Source organism: Amycolatopsis sp. NPDC049159 (assembly GCF_040648295.1).
Taxonomy (GTDB): Bacteria; Actinomycetota; Actinomycetes; order Mycobacteriales; family Pseudonocardiaceae; genus Amycolatopsis; species Amycolatopsis pretoriensis_A.
In genome coordinates this window covers 91548-112302 of record NZ_JBEZDL010000028.1, presented here as the reverse complement: position 1 = coordinate 112302, position 20755 = coordinate 91548, and the positions used below count along the sequence as shown (strand labels likewise).

Genomic DNA, 20755 nt, shown 5'->3' with positions numbered 1-20755 from the left:
GTTCCGTGGTGGGAAAACAGTCGGTCCCCCGACGCTCCCACCCGGAACCGCGCCTCGCAATGCGCACGGCCCGGCACTACCCGGTCGGGGAACCCCGCCCGGCGGGCGCTTCCACCGCGTCGTCGTCCGTCCGAAGAGGAACACCGCGCCGGTCGCGGACGAAGAACGTCGCGATCAGTCCCAGCACCGTCATCACCGCGAGGTACGCGCACACCGAGTAGACGGTCCCGGTGCTCGACTGCAGGGCTTCGGCGATCGTGGGCGCGAACGCTCCCCCGAGGACGGCGCCGATCGCGTAGGAGATCGCGGCGCCGCTGTAGCGCACCCGCGTCGGGTACATCTCGGCGTACAGCGCGGCTTGCGGGCCGTAGGTGAGGCCGAGGCCGACGGAGAACAGGACCAGCGCGAGCACGAGCAGGCCGAGGTTCGCGGTGTCGAGCAGCGCGAAGAACGGGACCATCCACAGGAGCTGGACGGCGAACCCGATGCGGTACACCTTGATCCGCCCGACGCGGTCGGCGAGGTGGCCGCCCACCAGGGTGCTGACCAGCCAGGCGACCGCGGACACCATGACCGCGGCCAGCACCGCGGACCGGTCCAGGTGCAGCGTCTTGACCGCGTAGGACTGGACGTACCCGCCGGTCGTCATGTACCCGACGGCGTTGTTGGCGGCGAACAGCAGGGCGCCGAGCAGGACGAGCACGCCGTGGTGCCGGAACAGCGGAACCAGCGGCAGGCTCGACCGGCTGCGCGTCCGGCGCACTTCTTCGAACACGGGGCTTTCCGCCACGCGGCCGCGGATCAGCAGCCCGACGACGATGAGCACGAAGCTCAGCAGGAACGGGATCCGCCAGCCCCAGGCGAGGAACTGCGCGGGCGTCGTCACGGCCGCGGCCAGCGCGAGGGCGCCGTTGGCGAGCAGCAGCCCGATCGGGACGCCGATCTGCGGGAAGGCACCGTAGAGCCCCCGCCGGTCATCCGGAGCGTGCTCGACGGCGAGCAGCGCGGCACCGCCCCACTCCCCGCCGGCCGAGAGCCCCTGCACGATCCGCAGCACGACGAGCAGAACGGGCGCGGCGACACCGATCGAGCCGGCGCCGGGAACGAGTCCGATGAGGACGGTCGAGACCCCCATCAGCAGCAGGGTGGCGATCAGCAGCGCCCGCCGCCCGAAGCGGTCACCGAGGTGCCCGGCGACGACGGCCCCGATGGGGCGGAAGAAGAAGCTGATCCCGACGGTCGCGAAGGACAGGAGGAGCGCGTCCTTGCCGAGCGCGGAGAAGTATTGGGTGGCGAAGACGAGCCCGGCCGAGATGGCGTAGATGAAGAAGTCGTACCACTCGATGGTGGTCCCCGCCATGGCGGCGAGGACCACGCGCCGGTGCTCACGATCGATGCTGCCGAACAGTCGCATGACGGCTCCCTTGATGTCCGCTGACCGTGGGGCAGGATCGTATATAATTTTCAATATGATCCGCAAGGGGTCGTTGACATGCGAAAACCCGGCCGATGGGGTGGTCGGCCGGGTTCACGGGGACTGCACTGCCGCCCCTCGGGTCCCGCTCAGCACGGCCTCGCACTACTGGGCCACGGCTCAGCAGCGTCCCGCCGCCGGATCGCACTGCGGGACGCCCCGCGCCGCCGAACCGCCGTCGAACCAGGAGGGGCACCCCCGTGGTCACGACGACCACGAGGGTGCCCCTCACGACACGACCTCAGTCCGTCAGGATCGCGGGGTCGCTCGTGCTCGGCCGCCCCGTCTCCACGTGGCCCGCCAGGCGGCGCAGGAACTTCGGGTCCCGGTCCGAAGTCACCGAGACGTCGTACCAGTTGTTGCTCCGCCGGATCCCCACCGACTCGACGACCTTCGCCCCCGGCCGCACCAGGCGGGTCACCGAGTGGTGGCCGTAAGCGTCCTTCACCGTCAGCCGCACCGGCATCGAGCCGGGATTGCTCAGGACCAGCGTCAGGTCACCGTCCCCGCACCGGACCGAAACCTCCGGGCCCGCCGCCGCGCCGCGGAACTGGCGGACGAAACCGCCCGGGCCGTACGCCGTGTAGTCGTAGGGACCGGACACCGGCAGCGTCGCCGTGAGCGAGCGGCCCGCCCCCGCCGTGTACGTCCGCGGCTCCCCCGATGGCGTGACGACGTAGAACGCCGCTCCCGCGCGGCCGTGGCTGGCGAACGTCACCGCCAGGCCGCCGCCGGACAGCCGGGCGTCGGCCGACAAGTCGTACGGGAGTGCCCGCGATCGCCGGAGTCCGCGTTCCTGCTTCGGCAGCACGTTGTTCGCCGGCACGGCCGGGACGTAGTCCGGGTGCCGGTCGCGGTCCGGGGGCTCGTAGCCCGCCGTGTCCGGCAATGCCGGGACCCGGACGTCGGTGCGGGAGAAGTCGAACGCCGAGGTCAGGTCGCCGCACACCGAGCGGCGCCAGGCCGAAATGTTCGGCTCGTGGACGCCGAAGCGCTGCTCGATGAAGCGGATGATCGACGTGTGGTCGAACGTCTCCGAACAGACGTACCCGCCCTTGCTCCACGGCGAGACCACGAGCATCGGGACGCGCTGGCCGAGGCCGTACGGGCCGGCCGGGTTCGAGGCCGACCCCGCGAAGATCTCGCCGGAGGTGTCCACAGTGGACTGACCGGCGGTGGCGTACGGCGGGACGACGTGGTCGAAGAAGCCGTCGTTCTCGTCGTAGGTGATGAGCAGCGCCGTCTTGCTCCACACCTCCGGGTTCGACGTGAGGGCGTCGAGCACCTGCGCGATGTACCAGGCGCCGTAGTTCACCGGCCAGTTCGGGTGCTCGCAGAACGCCTCCGGCGCCGTGATCCACGAAACCTGCGGCAGCTTCCCGGCCTTGACGTCCGCGCGCAGCCGGTCGAAGTAGCCCTCGCCCGCCTTCGCGTTCGTGCCGGTGCGCGCCTTCTCGTACAGCGCGTCGCCGGGCTTGGCGTTGCGGTAGGAGTTGAAGTACAGCAGCGAGTTGTCGCCGTAGTTGCCGCGGTAGGCGTCGTCGATCCAGCCCCAGCCGCCGGCCGCGTCGAGGCCGTCGCCGATGTCCTGGTAGATCTTCCACGACACCCCGGCCTTCTCCAGCCGCTCGGGGTAGGTCGTCCAGGAGTAGCCCTTTTCGTCGTTGCCGAGGACCGGGCCCCCGCCCTGGCCGTCGTTGCCCGTGTACCCCGTCCACATGTAGTAGCGGTTCGGGTCGGTCGAGCCCATGAACGAGCAGTGGTAGGCGTCGCAGATCGTGAACGCGTCGGCCAGCGCGTAGTGGAACGGGATGTCCTCGCGCGTCAGGTACGCCATCGTGGTCGAGCCCTTGGCGGGCACCCACTTGTCGTACTTGCCGCCGTTCCACGCCGCGTGCGTGTCGTTCCAGCCGTGTGGGAGGTCCTGGATGAACTGCAGGCCGAGGTTGTCCGCTTCGGGGCGGAAGGGCAGGATGTCGCGCTTGCCGTCCGACTGCGCCCAGACCGACTTGCCGTTCGCCAGGGTCGCCGGCCGCGGGTCGCCGTAGCCGCGCACGCCGCGCAGTGTGCCGAAGTAGTGGTCGAACGACCGGTTTTCCTGCATCAGCACCACGATGTGCTCGATGTCCCGCACCGTGCCGCTGTGCCGGTACGCCGGGATCTCCGCGGCGCGGGCGATGCTGGTGGAAAGTGCGGAAAGGGCAGCCGTGCCGCCGGCCAGCTGCAGGAAGCGCCGACGATTGACGTCCGTCATGGGGACTCCGGGGGTGTCGTGGTGAAGAGCCGGGTCAGTATGGGTCGCTGATCGAGAACCTGTGCCGGGACAGAGGCTAACTCCGGTTGAAAGCCTGGTTAACGAGCTTCCCTTCCCAGATACGGAAGTACGTACTAATGTAGTGCTTCACTATGAACGACGTATCTGACGCAGCGTTCGACCGGGATCCCGCCGGCCACCTGTTCTCCCCCGAGGTCCGCGCCGCGCTGGCCGGGTTCGCCGTCGACGGCGACACCGCCGCGCTGGAGGCGGCCGCCGCCGTCCGCTCGGCCGCGCGCAGCCTCGACCAGCTGCGTTCCCGCGGCACCGACAGCCGCGGTCTCAGCCCCGGTGCGCTCGACATCCTCATCCGCCTCGCCGGCCGCGAAGCCGGCACGAACATCAAGGACCTGGCGGCGTCCGCCGGGGTCAGCTCACGCAACGTCACCGGCCTCGTCGACACCCTCGAGCGCGCGGGTCTCGCCGCGCGGGTCCCCGATCCCCGCGACCGGCGGTCCGTGCTCGTCCGGATCACCCCGGACGGCCGGACGTGGCTCGAGGACTTCCGGCGCCCCTCACAGGCGGCGATGGCCGCCGTGTTCCGCGGCTTCACCGCCGAGGAGACGACGACGCTGCGGCACCTGTGCCTGCGCCTCGTCGAAAACCAGCAGCACCTCGCCCGCTACCTGGAGGACCGATGACCGAGTCGACCCGCGAGGCCGTGCAGGCCTACCACCGGGCTCGTTTCGCCGGGGACGTGACCGCCGCGGCCGCCCGGCTCGCGGACACCTTTTCGTTCGAGAGCCCGCTGATCAGCTCCGGCGACGCCCGCGGCCACCTCGACGGGCTCGCCGCGTTCGTGGCGATCGTGACCGGGGTCGAGCTGATCAGCGAACTCTACGGCGATTCGGAGGCCACGCTCGTCTACGACGTGCACACCGCGACCCCGGTGGGTGTCCAGCGCACGGCCGAGCACTTCCGGCTGCGGGACGGGAAGATCGAAGCGATCACGCTGATCTTCGACGCCACCCGCTGGCACCCGGTCATGGCAGCGGTGCCCGTCCGCCTGCCCGGATCCGCGGAGACCACGAGCTGAGCTCGAACAACGGACGGGCACCGCCGGACTCGGTGTACCCGGCGCACCGGGCGGCAAACTTCACCCGCTGCGCAGGGCGTACCGGCGTTCGGCGTAGGCGAGGTCGTCGCGCCACAGCCGCGCCGCCGTGTGGCGCATCAGCGGCCGGATCGCCGGGGCGAGCTTCGCCGCCAGCGCGAACCCCGGCCGCTCGGAAGCAGCGATCGTCGCTTCGATGACCGCCGTCCGGGGCTGGCCGTCGAGACCGGGCCCGAGCGGGGTCGCGTGCGTTTCGACCACGCTGCCGACGCCTTCGCCCTCGACGATCCGCATCACGACCGTCCGCGGTTCCGGGCAGAGGAACTCCGCGTGCACCGGCACGCCCGCACGCCCGGCCAGCCGGAACGTCACCTCGACGAGGAACCGGTCCGATCCCTCGGTGCCGTCCGGCGTTTCGAGCACCCGCAGCCGGCTGAACGAATAGGGGTGGAACCACGCGCCGTGCCAGGGGTCGAGCCGGTTCGCCACGACGTCTTCCGGTTCGCACGTCCCGGTCAGCGTCGCCACGGCGTCGATGCTCGGCCCGCCCGCCGGGCGCTCCGGGACCACCGGGCGGTCCGACGGCGGTTCGCCGCCGAGTGCGTCCAAGCGGGCCCAGACGAGGACGCCGTCGTCGTGCGCGGGCACCGGTGACCAGGTGCCGCAGCGCGTGCCGTCGAGCCGGAGGCCGTGCCAGCGGCAGACGAGCCCGCCGCGGTCGATCCGGGCGTCGGCCAGCGGGGCGCCCAGGTGCGGGCACGCGCCCGGGCCGATCCGGACTTCGCCGTCCTCGCCGCGCCACGCGACGAGCTCGTGGCCGCCGACGGTGCTCCCGAAGGGCCGGTCGGCGCGGACCTCGCGGCTCGCGCCGATGACGAACCAGTTGCCGGACGGCCGGGCGGACGCGCGTTTCCCCGCCGCTTCGATCAGGGCGGGCGCGCACTCGCGGTACGTCGGTTCCTGTTTCGCCCAAGCGGGTTCTTTGAACAGCTGGACGGGCCATCGCCGGACGTTCACGAGGCCCATCGTCGCCGATCCGCATCGCACTCGCAACGCGACGGCGAGCGCCGCAGTGATGTTTGTGCGAGCCTGTTCGGGGTAACTGCCGGAACGCATCGACTTTGCAGCGAACCTCGGAAGGAGTCCGGATGGCGGTGATCCCCGCGGCCGGCGCCACCGGGACGACGGCCTGGCTGGACGCGTTGCGCCGGCGGTGCGGGGCGGACGTCCACGCCTTCGTCACCGAGCGGGTGCGGGAGCACTTCACCGGACGGGCCGCCGAAGCCCCGGCGGTCACCGCGCTGCCGGAGTTCGTCACCGGCGGGAAGTTCCTCCGCCCGATGTTCGCCTACACGGGCTGGCGCTGCGGCGGCCCGGAGAGCGCCGCGGCCCTGCGCGCCGCCGCCAGCCTCGAGCTGCTGCACTGCTTCGCGCTGATCCAGGACGACGTCATGGACGGCTCGGCGCGGCGGCGCGGGCACCCGGCGATGCACGTCCGGTTCGCGCGCTGGCACGAAAGCCAGGGCCTCGCCGGCTCCGCGCAGCGGTTCGGGGAGTCGGCCGCGGTGCTGATGGGCGACCTCTTCCTCGTCTGGTCCGGGCAGCTGCTGCACGAAAGCGGGCTCGACGCGGGCGCGCTGGCCCGCGGGCGGGCGGTCTACGACCGGATGCGGTCCGAACTGGCCGTCGGGCAGCTCGGCGACCTGGTCAACGACGCCCGCGCGCTGCCGTCCTGGGCCGACGTCCTCGACGTGATCCGCCGCAAGTCCGGCGACTACACCGTCCGCCGCCCGCTCGAGTTCGGCGCGGCGCTGGCCGGCTGCGCGGACGACGTCCTCGCCGCGCTGGGCACCTACGGCGGGCTGCTCGGCGAAGCGTTCCAGTTCCGCGACGACCTGCTGGGCGTGTTCGGCGACCCGGCGGTCACCGGCAAACCCGCGGGCGACGACCTGCGCGAACGCAAGGCCTCCAGCGTGGTCGTGCTCGCCGCCGACCTGGCGAGCCCCCGGCAGCGCGCCGAGCTCACCGGATTGCTCGCCCTGGACGCCGTCGACGCCGCGGCCGTCGCGCGCTGGCGGGACCTGATCACCGCGACCGGCGCGCGCGACCAGCTGGAGAAGCTCATCGACGAGCGCGTCCGCCGCGCCCTCGAAGCGATCGACCTGGTGGACCTGCCCGGGCCGGCCACCGCGGCGCTGACGGTGCTCGCCCGCCGCTGCACCGAACGAGTCCGATGAGGACGGTCACCGGGCCGACCGGCCGGGTCGTGGTCGTCGGCGCGGGCCTGGCCGGGCTGTCCGCCGCGCTGCACCTCGCCGGCCGCGGCCGCGAAGTCGTCGTGGTGGAGCGCGACGCGGGACCGGGTGGCCGGACGGGCCGGCTCGAGCTCGGCGGCTACCACCTCGACACCGGCCCGACCGTGCTGACCATGCCGTCGATCCTCGCGGACACGTTCGCCGCGGCCGGTGCCGACCTGACGTCGGAACTGCGCCTGACCCGGCTCGATCCCGCCTACACCGCGCGGTTCGCCGACGGGTCGGTGCTGCCGGTGCACACCGGCGCCGAGCCGATGACCGACGCGGTCCGCGACTTCGCCGGGCCGGCCGAGGCCGCCGGGTACCGCAGGCTCCGCGACTGGCTGACCCGGCTGTACGCCGCGGAGTTCGACCGGTTCGTCGGGAGCAACATCGATTCGCCGCTCGGCCTGGTCTCCCGCGATCTGGCCCGGCTCGTCGCGCTCGGCGGGTTCCGGCGCCTGGACCGCAAGATCGGCACCTTCCTGCGCGACGAGCGCCTCAAGCGCGTCTTCACCTTCCAGGCCCTGTACGCCGGCGAGTCGCCGATGCGAGCGCTCGCGCTGTACGCGGTGATTTCCTACATGGACACCGTCGGCGGGGTCTACTTCCCCCAGGGCGGGATGGCCGCGGTGCCGCGGGCCATGGCCCGGGTCGCCGCGGCGGCCGGGGTGGAGTTCCGGTTCGGCGCGCCGGTGACCGCCCTCGAACGCCGGGGCGCCCGGGTCACCGCCGTCCGCACGGCCGAGGGGCGGCTGCCCTGCGACGCCGTGGTGCTGACCACCGAACCGCACGAGAGCTACCGGCTGCTGGGCCGCACCCCGCGCCGCCCGGTGCCGTTGCGCCCGGCGCCGTCGGCCCTGGTGCTGCACGCGGGCGGCCCCGGCTACTGGCCGGTGGGGCACCACACGATTTCGTTCGGCCACGGCTGGGCGTCGACCTTCCGCGAGCTGATCACCGAAGGCAGCCGGATGAGCGACCCGTCGCTGCTGATCACCCGTCCGACCGCGACCGACCCCGGCCTCGCCCCGCCCGGCCGGGAGCTGTTCTCCATCCTGGCGCCGGTGCCGAACCTGCGGCGCGGCCCCGAAGACTGGGACGCCGAAGCCGAGCCGTACGCGAAGGAGATCCTGGACCGGGTCCGCGGCGGCCTGCTGCCCGGCTTCGAACCGGAGGCTTGGTACGTCCTGAGCCCGGCCGACTGGGCCCGGCGCGGGATGGTCGCGGGCACGCCGTTCAGCTACGCGCACTCGTTCGTCCAAACGGGACCGTTCCGGCCGCGGAACCTGCCACCGGGCACGGAAAACGTGGTCCTCGCCGGCGGCGGGACCGTGCCCGGCGTCGGCGTCCCGACCGTCCTGCTCTCCGGGCGGCTGGCCGCCGCCCGGATCACCGGGGAAGGAGCGCGATGACCCGCCGGGAACTCGACGCCGCCGGCATCACCGGGGCCGGGCTGCGGCTGGCCTACCAGCGGTGCCGGGAGCTCAACGCCCGCCACGGCCGGACCTACTTCCTCGCCACCCGGATGCTGGCGCCCGCGCAGCGCCCGGCGGTCCACGCGCTCTACGGGTTCGCGCGCTGGGTCGACGACGTCGTCGACGAACCGGAACCCGGCGCCACGCCCGAGTCGATCGCCGCCGCGCTGCACGCGGTCGAGGACCGCTTCTTCGCGGAGCTTTCCACCGGGCACAGCGAAGACCCGGTGCGCGCGGCCGTGCTCGACACCGTGTCCCGCTACGCCATCGACGAAGAGCACTTCCGCGCGTTCTTCGCCTCGATGCGGATGGACCTCACCGTGACCGGCTACCCGACCCGGGCCGCGCTCGACGAGTACGTGCACGGCTCGGCCGAGGTCATCGGGCTGCAGGTGCTGCCCGTGCTCGGGACCGTCGTCCCCCGCGCGGAGGCCGCCCCGCGCGCCGCCGCGCTCGGGAAAGCCTTCCAGCTGACCAACTTCCTGCGTGACGTCGCCGAAGACCTCGAACGCGGGCGGGTCTACCTGCCCGCCGACGAGCTGGCCGCCGACGGCGTCGACCGCGACCGGCTCGGCTGGTGCGCCCGCACGCGGCGGATCGACCCGGCGGTCCGGCGCGCGCTCGCCGCGCAGATCGCGAGCACCCGCCGGACCTACGCCGAGGCCCGGCCGGGCATCGCGATGCTGCACCCGGCGTCGCGCCCGTGCGTCGAGACGGCGTTCGTCCTCTACGGCGGCATCCTCGACCGCATCGAAGCCGCCGGGTACAACGTCTTCGCCGGCCGCGCCCGCGTGCCGAAGCACCGGCGGCTGCTCGCCGCGTGCGACGCCCTCGTGCGGGCACAGTGGGCCCGGCGGCGGCAGGCGGTGGCCTGAGGTGGGCCGGGTGGAGTACCTGCTCGTCCTCGGCGCGTGCGTCGTGGTGACGCTGCCGCTGGAGCTGGCCGGCGCCCGCGTCTACCGCAGGCCGGGCCGCCTGGCGCGCGCGGTGCTGCCGGTGGCGCTGGTGTTCCTGCTCTGGGACGCCGCGGCCATCGCGGCCGGGGTCTGGGACTTCGACCCGGCGTTCGTCACCGGTGTCCGCGCGCCGTTCGGGATCCCGCTGGAAGAAGTCCTGTTCTTCGTCGTGGTCCCGGTCTGCGGGGTGCTGACCTACGAAGCGGTCGGCCGCACCGGGCAGTTCCTGCGCCGGCTGGCCCGGCCCCGTGCCGGGCGCCGGCGGGTGCGAAGCTGATGCCCTGGGGCTACTCGGTTCCCGCCGTCGCCGCCGTCCTCGCCGTCGTCGCGGCCGAGGTATTCGTGCTGCGCACCGGGCTGTTCCGGCGGCCCGCCTACTGGGTCACGATGGCGATCGTCGTGGCCTTCCAGATCCCGGTCGACGGCTGGCTGACCAAGCTGTCGGCGCCGATCGTCCGCTACTCCCCCGGCGGGATCACCGGCTGGCGGTTCCCCTGGGACATCCCGGTCGAGGACTTCCTGTTCGGCTACGCCCTCGTCACCGCGGTCCTGCTCCTGTGGGAGCGCGGGAAGTCGCGAAAGGACAGTGCATGAAAGGCAACGGCCTGCCCCGGGCCGAGGTGCCCGCGGCGTTCGACGCGGGTGCCGCGGCCTACGACCGGCTCGTCGGCATCAACCCCGGCTACCACCGCGACCTCCGGATCTCGGCGCGCCGGCTGCTCGACGGCAGCGGCGCCCGGCGGGTCCTCGACGCCGGGTGCGGCACCGGCGCTTCCACGGCGGCGCTGCTCGCCCAGGCCCCGGACGCGCGGATCACCGCGATCGACGCCTCGGCGTCGATGCTCGCGCGCGCCGGGACGAAGACCTGGCCGTCCACGGTGGACTTCCGGCACCTCCCCGTCGAGGAGCTGTCCGCGGCCGACGGCCCGTTCGACGCGATCCTCGCCGCGTACCTGCTGCGCAACGTCGCCGACCCCGACGCCACTTTGCGCGTCCTGCACGGGTTGCTGCGCCCCGGCGGGGTGCTCGCGCTGCACGAGTATTCGGTGCGCGACTCCCGCCGCTCGCGCGCGGTGTGGAACGCGGTGTGCGGCGCGATCGTCATCCCGGCCGGGCGGCTGGCCACCGGCGACGCCACGCTCTACCGGCACCTGCGCCGCAGCGTCCTGGCCTTCGACGGCGTCGGCGACCTTTGCGCGCGGCTGACCCGCGCGGGCTTCACCGACGTCCGGACCGGCACGATGCCGGGCTGGCACCGCGGCATCGTCCACACGGTTCTGGGCACCGCCGCATGAGCGTGCGGCACACCACCGGCGTCACCGGACGCGATCGGCGGGCCGAGACCCTCCCCGCGCCCGCCGGGCTCCCCGACGCGGGACAGCTGGGCCGCCGCCCGCGCACCGCCGTCGTCGGCGGCGGGATCGCCGGGCTCACCGCGGCGACCGGGCTCGCCGAACGCGGCGTCGAAGTCACGCTGTTCGAGCGCGAAGCCCACTTGGGCGGGCGCGTGGGCGGCTGGGCGGACCGGCTCACCGACGGCACGCCGGTGACGATGAGCCGCGGCTTCCACGCGTTCTTCCGCCAGTACTACAACCTGCGCGCGCTGCTGGCCCGCACCGACCCCGGTCTCGAGCGGCTCACCCCGGTGCCCGACTACCCGCTGATCGACCCGCACGGGCGCACCGACACCTTCGCCGGGCTGCCGCGGACGCCGCCGGTCAACGCGCTCGCCTTCGCGCTGCGCAGCCCGACGTTCCGCACCCGCGACCTGCTGCGCCTGGACGGCCGGCGGGCGCTGCCCCTGGCGACGGTCAGCGTTCCCCGCGTCTACCACCAGCTCGACCACCTCGACGCGGCGTCGTTCCTGGCCGCGATCAACTTCCCGGCCGCGGCGCGGCACCTCGCGTTCGAGGTGTTCTCGCGCAGCTTCTTCGCCGACCCCGGCGAGCTGTCGGCCGCCGAACTCGCCACGATGTTCCACCTGTACTTCCTCGGCTCCGCCGAAGGCCTGCTCTTCGACGTCCCGGCCGAGCCGTTCCCCCAGGCGCTGTGGGACCCGCTCGCCGGCCACCTCGCCGACCGGCGCGCCGACCTCCGGTGCGGCACCGAGGTGGCCTCGATCGAGCGCGACGGCGACGGGTTCCGCATCGGCGAGGAGCGCTTCGACGCCGTCGTGCTCGCCTGCGACGTCCCGGGACTGCGCCGGATCGTCGCCGCCTCGCCCGGGCTCGGCACGCCGTCGTGGCGGGCTGCGGTCGAGGACCTGCGCACGGCGCCGCCGTTCGTCGTCCGGCGGCTGTGGCTCGACCGGCCCGTCGACGCGGGCCGGCCGGCGTTCCTCGGCACCGGCGGGCTGCCGCCGCTGGACAACATCAGCGTCCTGGACCGCTACGAAGGCGAGGCCCGCCGCTGGGCCCGGCGCACCGGCGGCTCCGTGGTGGAGCTGCACGCCTACGCGTCCGACCGCGACGACGTCAGCCGGGCCCTGGACGAGCGGCTGCACCGGCTCTACCCGGAGACCGCGGCGGCCCGCGTCCTCGGGGAGATCACGCTGGTGCGGCAGGACTGCCCGCTGTTCCCGGTCGGCGGGTTCGCCCGCCGGCCGCCGGTGCGCACCCCGGAACCGGGCCTGGTCCTGGCGGGCGACGCGATCCGCGTCGACCTGCCGGTGGCCCTGATGGAACGCGCTGCGACGACCGGCTGGGCGGCGGCGAACGAGCTCCTCGGCGGCTGGGGCCTGGCCGGGCACCCGCTGCGCACGGTGCCCAACCGGGGCCGCCTGCCGGGGCTGGGCCGGCTCGCGGCCCGGCCGGTCAGCGCCGGGACACCTGGTAGTGGGCGATGAGCCAGGTCCCGTCGACGCGGCGGAGCACCACGCCGAGGGTGACCGGGAGCACCGGCCGGTCCGTGAAGCCGAAGTCGACGTTCACGTAGCCGAGCACCACGTCCTCGGCGAGCCGCCGGGTCTCCAGGACCCGGTAGTCCGCCGTGAGGCCCAGCGGCTGCGAGGCGTAGTACTCGGCGACGCCCGCCCGGCCGACGCTGTAGGGGTGCAGGCCCTGGAAAACGGCGTCTTCGGTGAAGGACCCGGCCACGCGAGCCGGCTCGCGCGCGTCGACCGCCGCCTTCCACTCGTCCAGGACGCCGGTGAGGACGTCCGCTTCGGCGGTCATCAGTGGCCCGCGCTCTGGCCGCCGTCGACGTGCAGGATCTCGCCGGTGACGAACGGCGCGCCTTCGAGGTAGGCGACCGCGTCGACGACGTCGGCGATGTCGCCCATGCGCCCGACCGGGTGCAGCGCCGAGAGGAACTCGTGGGTTTCGGCGGGGTGCATCGGCGTGCGGATGACGCCGGGCGAAACGGCGTTCACACGGATCCCGCGCGTCGCGTACTCGATCGCCAGCGCCTTCGTGACGGCGTTGAGGCCGCCCTTCGTCAGCGACGCCAAAGCCGAGGGCACCGAGCTGTTCGCGTGGTCGGTCAGGCTGGTCGTCACGTTGACGATGTGCCCGCCGCCGGTTTCGAGCATGGCGGCGATGGCGTGCTGGGTGACGTCGAAGAAGCCGCGCAGGTTGACGCCGGTGACCGTGTCGAAGTCGGCGCCGGTGTAGTCGGTGAACGGCTTCGCCACGAACAGGCCCGCGTTGTTGACCAGGGTGTCGACCCGGCCGAACGTGGCCAGTGCCTGTTCGATGACGCGGGCGCCGACAGCGGGGTCGGCGATGTCGCCGGGGACGGCGAGGATTCCGGCGTCCCCCGACGGGGTGATGGACCGCGAGTTCGCGACCACGGCGTACCCGAGCTTGCGGTACGACTCGACCAGCGCCGCGCCGATGCCCTGTGAAGCGCCGGTGACGACCGCGACCTTCCGGGTGCTCATGACTGTGGACCTCCTTGGGGTTTTTCGTCCTGAGCCGATGGTGTGCCCGCGCCCGGGTGGTCCGCCACGACCGGTTCGCTCTCAGCTGGGAGGCCCGTGCTCGCACCGCACTAAGCTGCCGATATGGAGCTACGCCAGCTTCGGTACTTCGTGGCCGTCGCCACGGAACTGAACTTCGGCCGGGCCGCGGAGCGGCTGCACATCGCGGGTCCCTCGCTGTCCCAGCAGATCAAGGCGCTGGAACGCGACCTGGGCGTCCGCCTCTTCGACCGCGACCGGCGCTCGGTGTCGCTCACCGCGTGCGGCGAGGCGCTGCTGCCCCGGATCCGCGCGCTGCTGGACCAGGCCGACGACCTGCGCCGCTCGGCGGCGGGCTTCGCCGCGACCGAACCGGTGCGGCTGGGCTACGTCAACTGGCGGCCCGCCGACCTGCTCGACCGCGTGGCCGGGGTGGCGCAGCTGCACGTCGACACGTGGGTGCTGCCTTCGCACGCCCAGCTGCGCCGCGTCGCCGACGGCAGCATCGACCTGGCCATCAGCTGGGCCCGCGCGGCCGACCTGGCCGAGCACGACCTCGAAGGCGTGCTGATCGGCGCGGACCGCCTGCACGCCATCGGCACCGGCACCGCCCCGGTCGCCGCCGCGGACACGGTCGTGCTGGTCGACGCGGACACGGCGAGCTGGGCGTCCTGGAACGTCTTCGCCGAGGAGTTCGCGGGCGCGACGGGCGCGAAGGTGGTCCGCACCCACGACGGCGGCATCACCGGCCCGGCGTTCTTCGACCACGTCCGCAAGCTGGGCCGCCCGGTGCTGAACTCCCCCAAGGGCCAGACGGCCCCGGTCCCCCCGGACCTCGCCCGCCGTCCGGTGGTGGACCCGGCCCCGTTCTGGACGTGGTCCCTGGTGTCCCGCCGCGACGAGAGCAGCGCGGCGGTCCGCGGCGCGATCGCGGCCCTCACCCGGGACGTCGGCTCGCTGGGGCTGGACACCGGGAACGTCTGGCTGCCGGCGGACGACCCGCACACCGTGGCGGGTTAGGCGGCGCGAAAACCCGGTGGAGCCGCGCCGCCAAGCGCGGCTGTCGCGCTGCGGACCGAGCCGGCCGACCCCGGATGCGCTGCCTGCCCCTCGTCCGCCGCCGTTGCCACGCCTGCGCTCGCGAGCGCTTCCGGGCCCCGCGTCAACGCGAACCACAAGCTCCTCGACGCCTGGCTCCTCGCGCGCCGCACCACGAAGCTCACCGTCCTGAAGCGGGTGCACGTCGGCGCCGTCCGGCCCGGATTGCTGGACCAGTTGCCCCACAACGATCCCGGCCTCGCGGCCGAACTGCTGTACGCCCCGTCGTCCGGCGGCGCAACCGCGTCACCCTCGATGGGAAAGGTGCGTGGTGCCTCGACACCGGCGGCACGGACCTCGACCGCGACGTGCTCGACGTCGAAGTTCGTTCCGCGGCATCGATCCCGGTCCGGCCGGCGCGGCTGATCGCCGACGGGTGCGGGCTTTCCCGCGGCGAAGCCAGGAGACTGGTCGAGAAAGTGGTCCCGCTCCCGCTCAGCGGAGGTCTGAGGGGGGTCGACCTGCGAGCGGAAGCGGGAGTTCGAGGCCGGTACGGGGGTCGCCTCGCGGCGAAAGGCACAACACGGCTCCTGCGGTGACAGGTGTTCCGTGAAGGCAAGGGGTGAGGCCCGGGGACACCGCCGTACCGACACCCCTTACAACGCACGGCCCCGGCCGGTGTTCCGGCCGGGGCACGTGACGTCCGTCGCTCAGCCGCAGGCGACCCCGTTCACCGTGAACGCCCGCGGGTTCGCGTTGCTCCCGCTGTAGCTCCCGTTGAACCCGATCGCCACCGACCGGCCCGGGGCCACCGAACCGTTCCACGGCAACGACGTCGCACTCACGTCCGCACCCGACTGCGACCACGTCGCCGACCAGCCCTGCGTCACCTTCTGGTTGCCCGGGAAGGGAAACTTCAGCGTCCACGACGGCCACGCCGTGGTGCCGGTGTTGGTCAGGGTGACCGTCGCCGTGAAGCCGCCGTTCCAGGTGTTGGCCGCGTAGGTGACCGCGCAGCCGCCCGCCGCGAGCGTCGTGAAGCGCGTCGACGGCGAATCCGCCGAGTTCGCGCCGGCGCCGTTGCGGGCCACGACGACCAGCGTGTACGCGGTCGACGGCGTCAGCCCGGTCAGCGTCGCGCTCGTCCCGGCGACGGTCGCGAGCACCTTGCGGGACGAGCCGGTCACGCCGACGACGTCGTAGCCCGCCACGCCGCTTTCCGGGTCGGCCGCCGCCGGCCAGGTCACCGTCGCGCCGGTGGCCGAAACCGCCGACACGGCGGGCGTGCCCGGTGCGCTCGGCGCGGTCGTGTCCGCGCCCGACGGCGACTTCTCCGCCGTCCAGTTGGTCAGCCACGCCAGCGCGGAGTTCCAGTTGATCGCGACCTCGTTCACCGAGTACGCCTGGATGTCGTCGACGAAGCAGCGCTGGGGCGGGCAGCCGGCGAGCAGGCGGGCCGCGGTCGGGTCCTGCAGACCGCTGTTCGGGCCCCCGGACAACGCGCCGGGCGGGGCGGTCGGCAGCGACGCGTCCAGTTCGTGCGCCCAGAACCGGTGGTGCACGTTGCGCACCGGCTGGTCGCCGTGGCCGGAGACGTAGGAGTAGTTCGCGGGGTTGCGGCCCAGCAGGTAGTCCAGCGCCGCGAACGCGCCGTCGCGGTACTTGTCCTGCTTGGTGAAGTCGTACGCCAGCGCGAGCACGACGCCGTTGTTCGCGACCAGGCCGTTGGATCCCCACTCGTAGGTGCCGTCGGCGGTGCGGTACGGCGCCGGGTAGCCCATGCCGGAGAGCTGAGCCAGGTGGCTGTCCGCGGTGGTGGTGATCGCCGTCTTGATCGCCGAGACGTCCGCCGCGGGCAGGTCGGTGGGCACCAGGGCCAGCGTGATGTCGCCGAGCGCGCCCGTGGAGGCCCAGTCGAAGCCGTGCGTGGTGAAGCTCGCGCCGCGGTAGAGCGCGGAGCCCGTGACGTCCCCGCGGTAGGCGCTCTTGCCCGTGGTGGCGAACAGTTCCGCGGCCGCCCAGTAGAACTCGTCGGTCACGGTGTTGTCGCTGTAGGTACCACCGCCGGTCCCGTCGTTCGGGTCGGCGAGCTTGTTCGGGTTCGCTTTGGCTGCCGCGTAAGCCTTTTCGGCCGCGGCGAGCAGCTTCGCCGAGTACGCCGGGTCGACGGTCCGCCACAGCCGGGACGCCTGCGCGGCGACCGCGGCCATGTTCAGCGTCGCCGCGGTGCTCGGCGGGGAGAGCCGGCGCGGCTGGCTGTCCTGGTCGGGCCGCGTCGGCAGGGACGTCCACTGCGCGTCGTGGATCTTGTGGTGCACCATGCCCGCGTCCGGGGCGCCGTCCGGCACCTGCATCTCGAGCAGGAAGTCGACCTCCCAGCGGGCCTCGTCCAGGATGTCGGGCACGCCGTTGGCGCGTTCCGGGATGGCGAGCTTGCCGTCGCCCAGCGCGCTCGCGTCACCCACGCGCAGCGCCCGCTCGTACTCGTCGAGCAGCTCCCACGCGGCGATCCCGCCGTTGACGACGTACTTGCCGTGGTCGCCCGCGTCGTACCAGCCGCCGCGGACGTCGAGGGTGTAGCCGCAGTTCAGGTCCGAGCGGCAGGGCACGCGGTCGTCGCCCTGGTTCGGCGCCACGTTGACGTGCCCCGCGGGGCGCGCGTAGCCGGCGCCGACGTACTGGGCCTCGATCGGGATCCCGCTGCGCTGGTGGTAGAAGAACGCGAGCGAGTCGTACCGCAGCTGCTTGAGCCCGTTCGCGGCGATGGCGAACGGGAAGCTGGTCTCCGCGCCGACGGTCAGGGTGTAGCCGGTGCCTTCGGTTTCGTAGGCGGAGAAGTCGATCTCGTGCACCTTTTCCCCGGACGCGGCGTCCGCACCGCGCGGCCGGGTCTGCCCGGTGGCCACGGCGGTCCCGGCGGAGTTCTTCAGCGTCCACGTCAGCGGCGTGGTCGCGTCGCTGATCACGGTGGCCCGTTTGGGCAGGCCGGGTACGTAGCTTTCCTGGTTCACCCGGATGCCGCTGGTCGGCGGGAGGCCGCCGGGTGGGACGACGCCGCCGACGAGTGAGATGTTGTCGAGGCAGACGGTGTTGTCCGCGGCCTGGCCGCCGAACCAGAACGCCAGCTGCCCGTTGCCGGCCGCCGGGAAGTCCAAAGTGGACGTGAAGGTGACGGTGAAGTGCTGCTTCGCCGGCGTGACCGTCAGGTCTTCGCGCGAAATCTGCCGGTACGGCGAAACGGCTTCCCCGGCGACGGCGGAGATCTGCTGGGTGGTCGTCGCGTGCGCGTCGAAGTTCAGGGTGTACTGCTGCCCGGCCTCGAACGGCACCCCGTTCTGGCCGGACAGCGCGTCGTAGCCGTTGGCCGTGCCGCCGGTGACGGCGGTGCAGAACTCCCCGCCGGTGACCCGGGCGGTCGTGCCCGAGCCGGCCCACCAGGGGTCGGCGGTGCCGCTTTCGAAGGTGCCGTTGAGCAACCGCTCGTAGTCCGCGGCCGACGCGGGCACGGCGCCCGCCGTCAGCCCCAGCGTCGCGGCGGCCAGTACCGCCGTCATTACCGTCCTCGCCCGCATTCGCCCTCTCCTCGTCGTCGAGTTTGGGAGCGCTCCCAGCGGGAGGACTCTAACCACCGCGACGCACCCTTGGCAATCACCCGGCGACCGACCGCGACGGGCCCAGTTCGAAAATTGATCACGGTCACCCCCTTTGCCTCGCGGTTCCGCTGTGGTTTCATCGGATTCGATTCATGCTGAGAGCGCTCCCAGAGCACCGTCCACCGGGGGCGCAGGCCACGACGAAGTGGAGGCGGCACGATGAAGCTCAAGCACGCCCTTTCCGCGGTCCTGCTGACCGCGGCCGGGCTGGTGGCACCGCTCGCCGGCGCCCCGGCCGCGCACGCGGACACGCTGATCTGCGACCAGTACGGCTCGACGACGATCGGCGGCCGGTACGTCGTCATGAACAACCGCTGGGGCAGCAGCGCGACCCAGTGCATCAACGTCACCGGCAGCGGGTTCCGGATCCAGACCCAGCAGGGTTCCACCAGCGGCGGCGCGCCGCTGTCCTACCCGGCCGTCTACGCCGGTTGCCACTACGGCAACTGCTCCCCCGGCACGAACCTGCCCCGCCAGCTCAGCCGGATCGGCAGCGCGCCCTCGTCGATCTCCTACACCTACGCCGGCGGCACCTTCGACGCCTCCTACGACATCTGGATGGACCCGACCGCGAAGACCAACGGGGTCAACCAGATGGAGCTGATGATCTGGTTCAACCGCACCGGCAACGTGCAGCCGGTCGGCGGGAAGGTCGGCACCACCAGCATCGGCGGCCGGGGCTGGGACGTCTGGCAGGGCAACAACGGCGGCAACGACGTGGTGTCCTACGTGGCCCAGTCCACGATCTCGAGCTGGTCGTTCAACGTCCTGGACTTCGTCAACGACGTCGACGCCCGCACGCGCGTGGACCGCTCCTGGTACCTGACCAGTATCCAGGCCGGCTTCGAACCGTGGAGCGGCGGCGTCGGCCTCGCCGTGAACTCCTTCTCCGCGTCGGTGAACTAGCGGATCGGGTCTGCCGACCCCTCCCGGGCGGCAGACCCGACCCACCGGTGGCTCAGCCGCAGCCGGCCACCATCGGCGTTCCGGGCCCCGTGGCCTGGAAGCCGAACTCCGTGTACCGCCCGGCCACGACGTGGCCGGGCCGCGTTGAGGGCGTCCAGCACGCCTGAGCGATGTCCAGCTCGGTGAGCTGCACGTCGACGCCGAGTGCGGCGAAGTTCGTGAGCGTCGCCTGGAAGCTGTCCGGCTGGCCGCCGCTGCCGCAGTGGGGTTGGAAGCCGACGCGGTCGATCGGGACGCCGCGGGACTTGAAGTCCTGCACCATCCGGTGGACGCCCTGGGTCTTGGCGGCCGGCCAGTCCTCGGTGTTGTAGTCGTTGGAGCAGAGTTTCGCGCTCGCGTCGGCGGCGCGGGCGGTCCGGAAGGCGGCCTCGATCCCGTCGTCGCCGGTCCGCTGCAGGCTGGAGTCGCGGCGGCCGCCGGAACCGCCGTCGGCGAAGGCTTCGTGCACCACGTCCCACGCGTGGATCTCGCCGCGGTACTGGTCGGCGTTGGCGAAGCTGAACTGGCTTTGCGAGGGCTGGGTGGCGGCCGTCTTCATCGGCGTCATCATGGAGAACTCACGGTCCAGAATGGACGTGTAACTGGCGTCGGAGAGCTTGCGGCGGCGCCGAAGTAGCGCCCGCTCTGCGCGGCGGACGCACCGAGCGTGGTGGCCGCGAGCGCGGCGCGAAGTGCGGGAAGTCTCATGGTCGGACGCTTTCGGGGTTCGGGTGCTCCGGGCGTGCTCGATCGACCGGCCCGTTCAGTCAGGAGTACCGCCGCGTACTCCTGAGAGCGCTCCCAGACCGGCGCGCAGACAAACGGTAGCCAGGCGGACCGGCTCCGTCAATCGGCAACCAAGCCACAGTCACCCGGTAGCCAGGCGGTCCGGGTCCGTCGATCGGCAACCAGCCGCCGAGCCTCAGGAGCCGGCGAGTCCGCCGATCAGCAGGTCGACGATCCGGCCGGCCAGCTCCCGGAGCTCCGCGGGATCCTGCCCGGGGATCCGGTGGTACCAGGTGTCGATCGCGTTGAGGTTGCTGAGCAGGGTGCGGGTGGCGAGGGCGGCGTCGACCTCCCGCAAGGAGCCGTCGGCGATGCCGTCCGCGACCACGCCGCGGAAGAGCTGCTCGTACGCGCCCCGCAACCCGTTCAGCTCCTGGAGCGTGTCGCGCTGGCGGGGCTTGAGCGCGGTCGCCACCTGGCCGCGCACCGCTTGGTGCACGACGTGGTGGTATGCCAGGTCCTCCATCAGGTTCACCGCGTGCGCCACCGCCATGGCGACGAGCCGCTCGCGGCCCGTGCCGTCCCCCTCGGCGTGGTGCCCGACGCGGTCGCGGACGCGGCCCATGGCCTCCTCGTACACCGCGAGGAAGATGTCGAACTTCGAGCGGAAGTGGTAGTACACCAGGCCTTTGGTGGCGCCCACCTCGCGTGCGATGTCGTCGATCGTGGCGTTGGCGAACCCGTGCGCCATGAACGCCTCGGCCGCGGCGTCGAGGATCCTCCGCCGCGCACCGGGCTCGAGGTCCGGGCTCGCGCTCACTGTCGTTCCTCCTCGCCTGCGATCGGCTCATCGTCTCACGACCGCCGGGCGGCCCTTGACGGCGACCCGACTCGTCCTTACCGTGATACTCCGTAGTATTGCAGGTCA

General features: G+C 72.7%; 19 protein-coding genes and 1 pseudogene. 12 read left to right on the top strand and 8 right to left on the bottom strand.

Annotated elements, in window-relative coordinates:
* Positions 1-76: 76 nt before the first annotated feature.
* Together AB0B33_RS40020 and AB0B33_RS40015 are read right to left on the bottom strand one after the other, a co-directional pair.
* Complete coding sequence (locus tag AB0B33_RS40020; RefSeq protein ID WP_360781818.1) at positions 77-1414, bottom strand: MFS transporter; 1338 nt, start codon at positions 1412-1414, stop codon at positions 77-79.
* Positions 1415-1715: 301 nt separating this feature from the next.
* Positions 1716-3728: a phosphocholine-specific phospholipase C gene (locus AB0B33_RS40015; RefSeq protein ID WP_360781816.1), complete on the bottom strand. Its 2013-nt coding sequence runs from the start codon at positions 3726-3728 to the stop codon at positions 1716-1718.
* 152 nt (positions 3729-3880) lie between these two features.
* On the opposite strand from AB0B33_RS40015, the gene AB0B33_RS40010 reads away from it, so the two are divergent.
* A complete protein-coding gene (locus tag AB0B33_RS40010) occupies positions 3881-4429 on the top strand; it encodes a MarR family transcriptional regulator (RefSeq protein ID WP_360781814.1) in 549 nt (182 codons plus the stop codon).
* The gene (locus AB0B33_RS40005) at positions 4426-4824 is read left to right on the top strand and encodes a hypothetical protein (protein ID WP_247024408.1); all 399 of its coding nucleotides are present in this window, start codon (positions 4426-4428) and stop codon (positions 4822-4824) included. Before AB0B33_RS40010 ends, AB0B33_RS40005 begins: the two co-directional genes overlap by 4 nt.
* A 60-nt stretch (positions 4825-4884) precedes the next feature.
* Here the strand turns inward: AB0B33_RS40005 and AB0B33_RS40000 are convergent, their stop codons facing one another.
* Positions 4885-5859, bottom strand: coding sequence for a DUF5914 domain-containing protein (locus AB0B33_RS40000; RefSeq protein WP_360781812.1), 975 nt, complete (start codon positions 5857-5859; stop codon positions 4885-4887).
* Between the two features lie 131 nt (positions 5860-5990).
* On the opposite strand from AB0B33_RS40000, the gene AB0B33_RS39995 reads away from it, so the two are divergent.
* Genes AB0B33_RS39995 through AB0B33_RS39965 form a run of 7 tightly spaced genes read left to right on the top strand, consistent with a single transcriptional unit; the run spans position 5991 to position 12412 of the window.
* Positions 5991-7079: a polyprenyl synthetase family protein gene (locus tag AB0B33_RS39995; protein ID WP_360781810.1), complete on the top strand. Its 1089-nt coding sequence runs from the start codon at positions 5991-5993 to the stop codon at positions 7077-7079.
* Positions 7076-8548 (top strand): phytoene desaturase family protein, encoded by a 1473-nt coding sequence (crtI, locus tag AB0B33_RS39990; RefSeq protein ID WP_360781808.1) that lies wholly within the window; start codon positions 7076-7078, stop codon positions 8546-8548. Before AB0B33_RS39995 ends, crtI begins: the two co-directional genes overlap by 4 nt.
* Positions 8545-9486, top strand: coding sequence for a phytoene/squalene synthase family protein (locus AB0B33_RS39985; protein ID WP_247024412.1), 942 nt, complete (start codon positions 8545-8547; stop codon positions 9484-9486). Before crtI ends, AB0B33_RS39985 begins: the two co-directional genes overlap by 4 nt.
* A gap of 1 nt (position 9487) precedes the next feature.
* The gene (locus AB0B33_RS39980; RefSeq protein ID WP_360781806.1) at positions 9488-9844 is read left to right on the top strand and encodes a lycopene cyclase domain-containing protein; all 357 of its coding nucleotides are present in this window, start codon (positions 9488-9490) and stop codon (positions 9842-9844) included.
* The gene (locus AB0B33_RS39975) at positions 9841-10161 is read left to right on the top strand and encodes a lycopene cyclase domain-containing protein (RefSeq protein WP_247025175.1); all 321 of its coding nucleotides are present in this window, start codon (positions 9841-9843) and stop codon (positions 10159-10161) included. Before AB0B33_RS39980 ends, AB0B33_RS39975 begins: the two co-directional genes overlap by 4 nt.
* Entirely contained in the window at positions 10158-10862 is a 705-nt protein-coding gene (locus AB0B33_RS39970; protein ID WP_247024414.1) for a methyltransferase domain-containing protein, read from the top strand. Before AB0B33_RS39975 ends, AB0B33_RS39970 begins: the two co-directional genes overlap by 4 nt.
* Entirely contained in the window at positions 10859-12412 is a 1554-nt protein-coding gene (locus tag AB0B33_RS39965; RefSeq protein WP_360781804.1) for an FAD-dependent oxidoreductase, read from the top strand. The genes AB0B33_RS39970 and AB0B33_RS39965 overlap by 4 nt, the downstream gene beginning before the upstream one ends.
* Here the strand turns inward: AB0B33_RS39965 and AB0B33_RS39960 are convergent.
* Both AB0B33_RS39960 and AB0B33_RS39955 read right to left on the bottom strand, forming a co-directional pair.
* Positions 12381-12740: an SgcJ/EcaC family oxidoreductase gene (locus AB0B33_RS39960; RefSeq protein WP_360781802.1), complete on the bottom strand. Its 360-nt coding sequence runs from the start codon at positions 12738-12740 to the stop codon at positions 12381-12383. The two genes, AB0B33_RS39965 and AB0B33_RS39960, sit on opposite strands and share 32 nt — an antisense overlap.
* The gene (locus tag AB0B33_RS39955) at positions 12740-13447 is read right to left on the bottom strand and encodes an SDR family oxidoreductase (RefSeq protein WP_360781800.1); all 708 of its coding nucleotides are present in this window, start codon (positions 13445-13447) and stop codon (positions 12740-12742) included. The genes AB0B33_RS39960 and AB0B33_RS39955 overlap by 1 nt, the downstream gene beginning before the upstream one ends.
* A 123-nt stretch (positions 13448-13570) precedes the next feature.
* On the opposite strand from AB0B33_RS39955, the gene AB0B33_RS39950 reads away from it, so the two are divergent.
* Together AB0B33_RS39950 and AB0B33_RS39945 are read left to right on the top strand one after the other, a co-directional pair.
* Positions 13571-14485, top strand: a complete 915-nt coding sequence (locus AB0B33_RS39950) for a LysR family transcriptional regulator (protein WP_360781798.1) — start codon at positions 13571-13573, stop codon at positions 14483-14485.
* Between the two features lie 48 nt (positions 14486-14533).
* A pseudogene (locus AB0B33_RS39945) lies at positions 14534-15102 on the top strand (DUF1062 domain-containing protein).
* Positions 15103-15213: 111 nt separating this feature from the next.
* Here the strand turns inward: AB0B33_RS39945 and AB0B33_RS39940 are convergent.
* On the bottom strand, positions 15214-18057 hold the full coding sequence (locus AB0B33_RS39940; protein WP_360781796.1) for a glycoside hydrolase family 9 protein: 2844 nt from the start codon (positions 18055-18057) through the stop codon (positions 15214-15216).
* A gap of 258 nt (positions 18058-18315) precedes the next feature.
* Between AB0B33_RS39940 and AB0B33_RS39935 the strand changes: the two genes are divergently transcribed.
* On the top strand, positions 18316-19062 hold the full coding sequence (locus AB0B33_RS39935; RefSeq protein ID WP_360781795.1) for a glycoside hydrolase: 747 nt from the start codon (positions 18316-18318) through the stop codon (positions 19060-19062).
* Positions 19063-19114: 52 nt separating this feature from the next.
* Here AB0B33_RS39935 and AB0B33_RS39930 read toward each other — a convergent pair whose 3' ends face one another.
* Together AB0B33_RS39930 and AB0B33_RS39925 are read right to left on the bottom strand one after the other, a co-directional pair.
* Positions 19115-19660, bottom strand: a complete 546-nt coding sequence (locus AB0B33_RS39930; RefSeq protein WP_360781793.1) for an endo-1,4-beta-xylanase — start codon at positions 19658-19660, stop codon at positions 19115-19117.
* A 363-nt stretch (positions 19661-20023) separates the two neighbouring features.
* Positions 20024-20647: a TetR family transcriptional regulator gene (locus AB0B33_RS39925; RefSeq protein ID WP_247024421.1), complete on the bottom strand. Its 624-nt coding sequence runs from the start codon at positions 20645-20647 to the stop codon at positions 20024-20026.
* Between the last annotated feature and the right edge of the window lie 108 nt (positions 20648-20755).